The sequence below is a fragment of the Lysobacterales bacterium genome (assembly GCA_016721845.1).
Lineage (GTDB): Bacteria > Pseudomonadota > Gammaproteobacteria > Xanthomonadales > Ahniellaceae > JADKHK01.
Genome location: JADKHK010000006.1, coordinates 47,012 through 55,957, shown reverse-complemented (window position 1 = coordinate 55,957; position 8,946 = coordinate 47,012). Strand labels below are relative to the sequence as shown.

The window sequence follows — 8,946 nt, the reverse complement described above, 5'->3', positions numbered from 1 at the left end:
CATCGTCTTCCAACCTGGTGACGCATCTGCGCCGGTTTTGATCAGTGCGGAGTCAGCTGACGAGCGCGCCCGCTTCGTGATCCGCTTTCCACGGGTGATTTGAACACCGCTTCCGCAACCGTGAGTTGCGACCTCGGGGTCGCGATCGCCGCGCGATCGCCACCGCGGAGACTTCCAAAAACCCGCCACGAGGGCGCGGTCTTTCGAAAATCGTTCCAGTGGTCGCGAGTCGGGCTCACTCCTACTTACTTGGTCTGACTTCCTTGCAGGACGTGCTGTGCACGACCGGTGTACTTGCTCATTTCGACTTTTCCGGCTTGGTCTTCTTGTTTCTGTCGGTCGTGTAGAAGTGACCTAAGCCAGCCATCGAAATCATGGGATTTTCGCGCTTCGATGCCGTGGTTCGGTCCTCCTCAAACCTTTTCCTCCACGTGCGCGCAGATCAGCGAGCACGGCGTCGATGCCGTTCTTGTCGATGGTGCGCATTTGGTCGAGACCTTGGGCTTCAATTCCATGGTTTTTCGGAGGCGACCCAGAAAGCGGCGGCTCGTGCAGGTTCGGCAACCAGCGACGACGGGTCTTGTTGTTCGGCGTGAAATTGTTTTGTCGCAAGCACGCCTCCGGTGACGGCGAACCCGCCATTGCAGGCCTCTATTCTGGCATCACATGCCCAGACTATTGGACGATATCGGCCTTCGAACTGCAACGCAGTGGCACGGTTTCGAAAGGTTGGTGACGCCGGGCGGCCCCGTGCGGCACGCCTGCCGGGAACGCCGGCACCAAAGGGGGCGCTTTATACCGGAGCCTGCCGGCAAAGCGCCGGACAAGGGTTTAGCGTTCGACCGCGGCCGAATGCTGGCAAGCCAGGCGGCGAAACGGTCCTGGTCGATGTCGCCGACAAGTTCAGCATCGTCACACCGCCGCTTGCATCACCTCCGCGATAGGAGTATCCGTAGGCGCAGGAACAATCGAGCCAGCACCCAGGCGGTGCGCTTGTTGCCGTCGATGAAGGGATGGTTGCGCGCCACGCCGAAGGGCATAGGCGGCCAGATCGAACACGTCGGCTCGCCGTAGGCCTGCGAGCTGCTGCGGCTTTGCCAAGCGCCGATGCGAGCAGTCCGGCATCGCGAATGCCCGATCCGCCGCCATGCTGCGCCAATTGTTCGTCGTGGATGGCGAGCGCGACGGATTCGCTGATCCAGCGGAAGCGCGCGCTCACTTCGCTAATTCGCGCAGGATGTTGCGGTCCTCGCATGATCTCGCGCCAGAATCCATCTGCTCGGCGAAGTCTTCGTCATAGGCTTCAAAGCGCGATGCCATCCGGCGTACGCGACGAACAGCTTGTCGCCCTGCTTCACGTTCAGCAGTTCCAGCAATCTCCTTGGGCAGCACCACACCACTGGAATTGCCGATGGCGCGCGGATGGGAGGCGTCGATGACGGTCATGGCGGACTCCTGTCATAACTTTCGTGGCTAGCCTACGCGCAGTCACACGCCGAGCCGAATGCCTGACCCGGCTGAACTCAACCTGCCGCGGTGGCGCGTTCCAGCTCAGTCAGGACCGCTAGCGCCGCATCGCGATGATCACCGCACACCTCTCGGTTGCCGGACGCAGGCTGGCGCAGACCTTCGGTCGCTCTGGCCGGCCGAACAGGGCGCAGCGCAAGTCCGGCAGCAGGTTCATGCAAGCGACGCCTGCAGGCTTGCCGTGCGGATGGCCGGGCATCGGCGTCGAAATCGAGGGTGCGATGCAACAGGCGGCGCACGCGGCACGCCAATGCCAGCCCCCACGACCATCGGCTGCAGCGGCTCGGCCACCGTATTCGGCGGCGGTCGGCTCGAACAACTCGACCGAGATCACGGCATTCATCGGAATCGGGCCGTAGATGCGGGTAGTCGTCGCCGCTGGCCTCGCTCCATTCATAACGCAACCAGGGTTCGAGCCGGGTCGTCGAGCGTGAGCCGCACAGATTGGAGCGACCTTGCAGATGGCGCTGAATCACGCCGGGAATCTGCGCCCGCGTTGCGCAATGAATGAAGCCCTCGGTCGCCAGCGACGGCGCCCGGTATTCCTCGGTCGCCTGCGCGTCGGCCCAGTCGCTGCGCGCGGCAAAGTGGAACAGGATCGACGGCCGTTCGTTCATCCGCGCGACTCGCGATGCAGCTGCATACACCGGATCGGTTTCGGGCGGGTGCCATGCCAGAGTTCGAAGGCCGCGGCCGCCTGCTCGACCAGCATGCCCAGTCCATCGAGCGCGTAGGCACAACCCGTCGTCTCGCCCACGCCAGGAAACCCGTGGCGCCTTGCCGCAACTCAGGTCGTAGGCCAGCGTGCGCGGATTCGCGATCGCGAACGGCAAGTCGACGGTTCGCCATGCTGGCCGGCGGCAGGCATTGAACACGCATCGAAATCGCCGGCGCGCCGCAAGTCATCGAGGTACCAGGTCTGACGCGCGCCGGATCACCGATCCAGTCGCACAACTGGTCGGCGCGTTCGGGGTGCGATTGGTGATCGTGATCTGGCGACGCCGGCATGAGCAGGGCCGGCAACACGCCCCTGCCGCGCCGCCGCCGGCACCGAGCAGCAACGCGCCGACCGCGCAGGTCGATGCGATGACGCTCGCCGAGATCGCGGATCAGGCCTTCACCGTCGGTGTTGTCGGCGTACCAGTGATCGCCGCGCCAGGCCAACGTGTTCGCGACGCCAAGCCGCCCGCGCCCGCGCGTTGTGCGCGTGCCGCGGCAAACGCCTCGGCCTTCAGCGGCAGGGTGATAGGCGCCGACGCCGCCCTCCGCCGCGAAGCGCGACAGCGTGGCCGCCAAAGGTACCGGGGGCCGCATCGATGGCGTCGTAGCGGAGCGCGATCGCGAGCTGGTGCGCGAAGGCGCGATGGATCTGTGGCGACTTTGTGTAAAAAAATGCCCGACCGGATGGCCGAATACCGCGTAGCGGGCCAGCGTGACATCGAGATCATCGACCAGCTTGGTGCTGAACATGGGCCGCTCCATCCGGAAGATGGACGGAGCATGGACCCGGCGATGGCAGGCTGCGAAGTCAGGGATGGTCGGCTGCGATCCGGTAACCGCCCGCGACCGGCCGCCTGGCGGCATAGAGCGCGCCGTCGGCGCGATGCAGCCAGGCATCCGCGCCTTCATCGACCGCATTCGCAAGGGCGATGCCGATGCTGGTGCCGACGGCGATGTCGACATCCAGATACGTCACGGCCGGGCCCATGGCGGCAAGAATGGCATCGGCCACGAACGGCATCGGCTGGATTGCGCACATCTTCGAGCAGCACGACGAACTCGTCGTCGGCCAGGCGCGCCACCGTGTCCGTGGTGGCGCGCACCGACGCCTTGAGACGGCGCGCGAACTCCATTAGCACGGCATCGCGCCGCCAGCATGGCCATGACGGTCGTTGATGGCCTTGAACTTGTCGAGGGTCGAGATAGAGCAGCGCCCGTCCGGCCCCGAAGCCGCTGCGCACGCGCCGACGACATCGCGATCACGTCGTACAGGCGGTAGCGGTTCTCGCGAGCTTGGTCAGTGCGTCGAACTCGGCCATGACGCGCAGCTGGTCTTCGGCTCAGCTTCAACTCGGTTCTGATCGAGGATCATCCCGAACACACCGACGACCGCGCCGTCGTCACGCTTCGGCTGATAGCTGCCGCGCAGGAAACGCGGACCCTCGGGCCGCTCCTGGCGCAGTTCGAACTGGGTGCGATGCCCGTCCAGCGCGCGCGAGATGCGGCTCGATCTGCACATCGCTGCGCCGAGCACTTCCGCGACGTGCTGTCCGGTGATACTCCGACAACGGCCGACCGGTGGCGCTCATAGGCCGCATTGTTGGAAGCGATAGACATGATCGCGATCGATGATCGACACCGCGGCGGGGATATTGTCGGCGATCAGCTGCAAAGCGTCGTTCGGCCGTGCGCGCGTTGATCTCGGGCCTGCTTCTGCGCAGTGATGCTCGAACGTCAATGCGAACACGCCCCGTACCCGATCGTCGCCATTGATCGGGCACGTGGTGGGTGCGGAAGTGATAGAAGCCGTCGCGCACACGCCGGCTGCCCTCGAACGAGACGATCTCGCCGCCAGCGCCCCGTGCCAGGGGCGCCTGGATTTCCATACAGCCTGCGCTGCTGCGAATCTCGGCAAAGCCGCGTCCGACCAGCAGCTCCGCGTCGACGCCGAAACGCCGGACCGACATCGGCATTCGCGAAACGAACGTTCTCGTCTTCGCCGTCGAGGTAGAGGACAAGCGCGGGCATCGCATCAGTGATCTCGCGGATGAAATCGCGACTGCGCGCCACCTGACCTCGCTCTCGCTGAGCGCGCGTTGCTGACGCAACGATTCCACCCGCGCGTCGATCAGACGCTCGACGACGGTCGCGAGATGTCGCAACGAGTCGCGCTGTCCACCATCCAGTTCCCTAGCCCGGATATTTCATCACGCGCAGCGACCGGCGGAATTTTGTCGTTGAACGGTCGCGGGCGCGGAAATTTCCAAGATTTCCTCCTACATCTTGTGTTTTTCCGGATTTCGGACGTGATTCCCCCAACCCCCGTTGTTTATGGCGTGCCGGGGTCAGCACTGTTTTGGGGTTATCCGCTGGGCGCGAGACGTTGTGCCGCGAGCGCGAAGCGCGTGCGGTAGACAAGCGCTTGGCAGCAGGAAACGGATACGGCGCACGCTGTGAATGATCACTGCGCCAATCTTGAACAGCTTGAGCCGGATCGTCGTGCACTGGGCTTTGGCCAGTTCGGTGCCGGCGAGCGCGTGACTACGGATGTTCTGCATCAACGTGTAGGCGAGTGATGCGAGCAACAGTCGGAACTGGTTGGGCCACCACGCACTGCAGCTGGTGCGGTCGGCGAACAGACCGAGCTGTTGTTCCTTGATGCGGTTTTCCATCTCGCCTCGCTGACAGTAAATCGCGTCATAGATCGCCGCGGGTTCATCCTGTCGGTTGGTGACGACATAGCGCGGGTTCGATCCTTGCTCGCCGTGCTCGGTACGAACGATGACCCGGCGCTTGCGCGTCCAGGTCTTCGCGGCATAGTGAATCTCGGCGAAGTCGCGATGCTTGAGCTTGTCCTTCTCGAAGCGCGCTTCAGCCGCGTCGATCGCAGGCTGCGCCAGAGCCGCCAAACGATTGTTGCGCGCCAGCCCGATCACGTAATCGACGCCATGGCGCTCGCACCACAGCAGCAGTCGGCGTCGGCAAAATCCCGAGTCGGCGCGGACCGTGATGCGCGCTTCAGGCCATGCCGCGCGCAGCTTCCGCACCAAGAGCTTCACAACCGCCGCCGCGTGATGCGCGCCGTCGATGTTCGCTGGGCGCAGATAGCTCACCAGCAATTCCTCGCCGCAGAACACGTACAGCGGCAGGAAGCAGTAGTTGTCGTAGTAGCCGTGGAAGAAGCGGCCTTCCTGGCGGCCATGCACCCGATCGTCCGTTGCATCGAGATCCAGAATCAACTCGCTCGGTGCCGACGCCTGTCGTGCGATGAATTGATCGATCAGCACTTCGTGCAGGCCGACGGCCACCGCGCGATCCATCGCGTTCTCGAACCGGCACAAGGTCGGCGATGAACTCGCCGCATGTCGCTGCGACATGGCGGTCTTCAACGCCAGGTCATGGCGCAAATGATCGTGGTCGTTCAGGTCTTCGTAGCCCATCGCGATCGCAAACACGCGCTGCGTCAACTGCGCCAGGCGCGTGTGCCGCACCCGACCATCCGCACGATCATCTGGAAGACACTTCGCCGCTGCGGCCAGCAATCCAAAGCGCCGCTCCGTCTGCCGAAGCAGCAACGCACCGCCGCCATCCGAACTGATCTCGCCACCCGAAAATTCCGCCGAGACCTGTGCCCGGCCGACCCGCCCAAACAGCTCAAGTTGCTCGGTACACTCTGTCATGACGGCGTGCTCCGCGGATTTGGTCTCGACAACTCAATCCTAAACGGTTGCACGCCGTCACTGTTTTCTCTTCATGAAATATTCGGGCTAGGCTTGCGGTCGATCACGCACAAGGCGCCGAGCGCGTGGCCTGCGGCAGTCACCAGAGGCATGCCGGCGTAGAAGCGGATATGCGGTGCGCCGTTGACCAGGCGGTTGTCGCGGAATCGCGCGTCCGCGTGCGCATCACTGACCAGCAACGGTTGGGTGTCGAGGATGGTGTAGGTGCAGAAGGCATCCCCGCGCGGGGTTTCAGGGTCGTCGAGACCGACACTGGCCTTGAACCACTGGCGGTCCTGATCGATCAGCGAGATCGCCGCCATCGGCACGCCGCAGATCGACGCCGCGAGCGCCACCACGGCATCGAACACCGCTTCGTGCTCGCTGTCGAGCAATTGTGTTTCAGCCAGCGCAACGAGGCGCTCGGCCTCGTCCGCTGGCAATGGAAATGCGACCACGCCACCCCCCGGTGAACAGGCAGGCCGCGAGTTTATTCGGCCTCACCCGGCCTGACATCTACGTGCCGTGAAGACCACTCAGGCCGCCAACCCGTAACTCCTCAAGAGGGCCGCCGGGTCGGGTTCCCGGCCACGAAAAGCGACGAAACTGTCGAGCGCCGGGCGTGAGCCGCCGACGGCCAGCACCTCGCCGCGGAAGGCGCGACCGGTCTCAGCATTGGTGATGCCTTCGGCCTCGAAGCGCGCGAACGCGTCCGCCGACAGCACTTCCGCCCAGAGATAGCTGTAGTAACCGGCCGAGTAGCCGCCGGAGAAGATGTGCGTGAAGGCATTCGCGAATCGTTGCCAGGCCGGCGGCTGGATCACCGAGACTTCGCCGCGCACCTCGGCCAGCAACTCGTGCACACGGGCACCACGCGCCGGATCGAATTCGAGATGGAGCCGGAAATCGAACAACGCGAATTCCAGCTGGCGGACCAGGAACAGGCCGGCCTGGAAGTGCTTGGCCGCGAGCATGCGCTGGAACAGGGCCTCGGGCAGCGCTTCGCCGCTGCGCCAGTGCGTGGCGATCAGATCGAGCGTCTCGCGATGCCAGCCGAAGTTCTCCATGAACTGGCTCGGCAACTCGACCGCGTCCCATTCCACACCCTCGATGCCGGACAGGCTCGGGTAATCGATCTCGGTCAGCAGATGATGCAAGCCGTGGCCGAACTCGTGGAACAGCGTGAGCACGTCGTCGTGGGTGAGCAAGGACGGCAATTCGGCCGTGGGCGGCGCGAAGTTGCAGGTGAGATAGGCCATCGGCCGTTGCAATGCCGCGATGCGCTTGCGTGAACGCGCCACGTCCATCCAGGCGCCGCCGCGCTTGCCACTGCGCGCGAACAGATCGAGATAGACGACCGCAAACGCCGTACCCTGGGCATCGATCAGGTCGAAGCAGCGGGCGTCCTGTGCCACAGGTCGACGCCCCTGACGCTCGACCAGACGCACCCCGAACACGCGCTCGGTCAATGCATACAGACCGGCCATCACCCGTTCCAGCGGGAAGAACGGCTTGAGTTCCTCTTCGCTCAAGGCGTAGCGCTCGATGCGCAATTTCTCGCTGGCGTAACTCACGTCCCAGGGTTCAAGCGACGCGATGCCGAAACGGGTACGGGCGAATGCCGCGAGTTCGGTGATCTCGCGCGTCGCGACCGGTTTCGCGCGGGCGGCCAGATCGTGCAGGAAATGCAGCACACGCTCTGGTGTCTCCGCCATCTTGGTTGCCAGCGACTCTTCCGCTGCATTGGCGAAGCCGACCAGCTGCGCGGCTTCGTGACGCAATGCGAGGATCCGCTCGATCCGCGGCCCATTGTCGAAACGACCGGCGTTCGGACCCTGATCCGAAGCACGCGTCTGATACGCGGTGTAGACGAGTTCGCGCAGGGCACGATCATCGGCATGCATCATCACGGCTTGATAGACCGGAGGTTGCAGCGTGATGCGCACGCCATCGACCTCGGCCTCGCGTGCCGCCTGCCTCAGCTGCGCCAGCGCGGACTCGGGCAAGCCGCGCAGGCATGCGTCGGTCTCGGGCAGGTCCAGCGTCCAGGCTTCGGTGGCGTCCAGCACGGCCTGTTCGAACTCGGTCGTCAGGCGCGACAGTTCGGTGGCGATCGCGCGGAAGCGCTGCTGCTGGTCGGGCGGCAAGTCGACACCGGCGAGTCGAAAATCGAGCAGCGCGTCGTCGACCAGCTTGCGCGCGGCCATGGGCAATGCATCGAAGTCGGCGCGCGCGCGGATGGCGCGCACCGCCGCGCACAGTCCGGCGTGTTGGCCGATATCGGTGCCGAAATCGGTCAGCAGTTCGATCGCGTCGCCATAGACCGCACGCAATTCCGGCGTGTCGCAGACGTTGTGCAAATGCCCGACCGGCGCGAAGCAGCGGTTCATTGCGTCCTCGCATTCCTCCCAGGCCAGCATCAGGGCGGCGAAGCGATGCTGCGCCGGATCGGCGACCAGCTGCTCGATGCACGCGCGGTAGTCGGCGATGCGTGCCTGCACGGCCGGCAGCACGTGTTCCGGGCGGATCTCGGAATAGGCGACGAATTCGTCGTCGCGCAACAGGGGGTTGGAAACGTTCATGGTTCTTCCTGGCCAAAACGAACCGGCCCCGCGCTGGGCGGGGCCGGAGAGTCGCTCACTTCATCGACGAGAATGCCCTTCGAGCGTAGGCGCCTGCGTCTTTCTTCTGCTGCCTTAGCTGCGCGACCTCGGATTTCTTCAGCCGATCGGAAACCAATGAGGTACCCGGCTTCTTCTGCGGTAAGCGCGCTTGGCTCGATGCCGAACTGCTGGCGGATTTCATCTCCGAACCTCTTCTCGATTTCGTGCAATAGCTTTGCGTTGCAAGCGAGGCTACCAGAGCGGGATGCATCGACCAATGTGACTACGCCGATGACCTTTCCGCCGTTCATTTGAATGTAAGAAGCCAGGTCGGCGATCGTTCCACCCATCGTCACGACGTCGTCGACAATCACGTC

6 protein-coding genes and 6 pseudogenes are annotated in these 8,946 nt (G+C 64.2%); all 12 read right to left on the bottom strand.

Annotated features, from left to right (window positions below; translation table 11 throughout):
- Positions 1-372 precede the first annotated feature (372 nt).
- The 12 genes and pseudogenes from IPP28_04480 to IPP28_04425 all read right to left on the bottom strand — a co-directional run bounded on the left by IPP28_04480 (position 373) and on the right by IPP28_04425 (position 8,943).
- Complete coding sequence (locus tag IPP28_04480) at positions 373-642, bottom strand: hypothetical protein (GenBank protein ID MBL0040302.1); 270 nt, start codon at positions 640-642, stop codon at positions 373-375.
- A 287-nt stretch (positions 643-929) separates the two neighbouring features.
- A pseudogene (locus IPP28_04475) lies at positions 930-1,255 on the bottom strand (Fic family protein).
- A complete protein-coding gene (locus tag IPP28_04470; protein MBL0040301.1) occupies positions 1,216-1,446 on the bottom strand; it encodes an AbrB/MazE/SpoVT family DNA-binding domain-containing protein in 231 nt (76 codons plus the stop codon). The pseudogene IPP28_04475 and the gene IPP28_04470 overlap by 40 nt, the downstream one beginning before the upstream one ends.
- A 77-nt stretch (positions 1,447-1,523) precedes the next feature.
- Positions 1,524-1,750 (bottom strand): annotated as a pseudogene (locus tag IPP28_04465) (YkgJ family cysteine cluster protein).
- Between the two features lie 133 nt (positions 1,751-1,883).
- A pseudogene (locus tag IPP28_04460) lies at positions 1,884-2,144 on the bottom strand (DUF952 domain-containing protein).
- Positions 2,141-2,997, bottom strand: a pseudogene (locus IPP28_04455) (shikimate dehydrogenase). Before IPP28_04455 ends, IPP28_04460 begins: the two co-directional pseudogenes overlap by 4 nt.
- Before the next feature lie 155 nt (positions 2,998-3,152).
- Positions 3,153-3,488: pseudogene (locus tag IPP28_04450) on the bottom strand (GGDEF domain-containing protein).
- Between the two features lie 56 nt (positions 3,489-3,544).
- Positions 3,545-3,766 carry a hypothetical protein gene (locus IPP28_04445; protein ID MBL0040300.1) on the bottom strand — a complete coding sequence of 74 codons (222 nt, stop codon included), beginning with the start codon at positions 3,764-3,766 and terminating at the stop codon, positions 3,545-3,547.
- Positions 3,767-4,667: 901 nt separating this feature from the next.
- A pseudogene (locus tag IPP28_04440) lies at positions 4,668-5,927 on the bottom strand (IS1380 family transposase).
- A gap of 71 nt (positions 5,928-5,998) precedes the next feature.
- On the bottom strand, positions 5,999-6,424 hold the full coding sequence (locus tag IPP28_04435; protein ID MBL0040299.1) for a GAF domain-containing protein: 426 nt from the start codon (positions 6,422-6,424) through the stop codon (positions 5,999-6,001).
- 78 nt (positions 6,425-6,502) lie between these two features.
- Complete coding sequence (locus IPP28_04430; protein ID MBL0040298.1) at positions 6,503-8,548, bottom strand: M3 family metallopeptidase; 2,046 nt, start codon at positions 8,546-8,548, stop codon at positions 6,503-6,505.
- The gene (locus IPP28_04425) at positions 8,545-8,943 is read right to left on the bottom strand and encodes a phosphoribosyltransferase (protein MBL0040297.1); all 399 of its coding nucleotides are present in this window, start codon (positions 8,941-8,943) and stop codon (positions 8,545-8,547) included. Before IPP28_04425 ends, IPP28_04430 begins: the two co-directional genes overlap by 4 nt.
- Between the last annotated feature and the right edge of the window lie 3 nt (positions 8,944-8,946).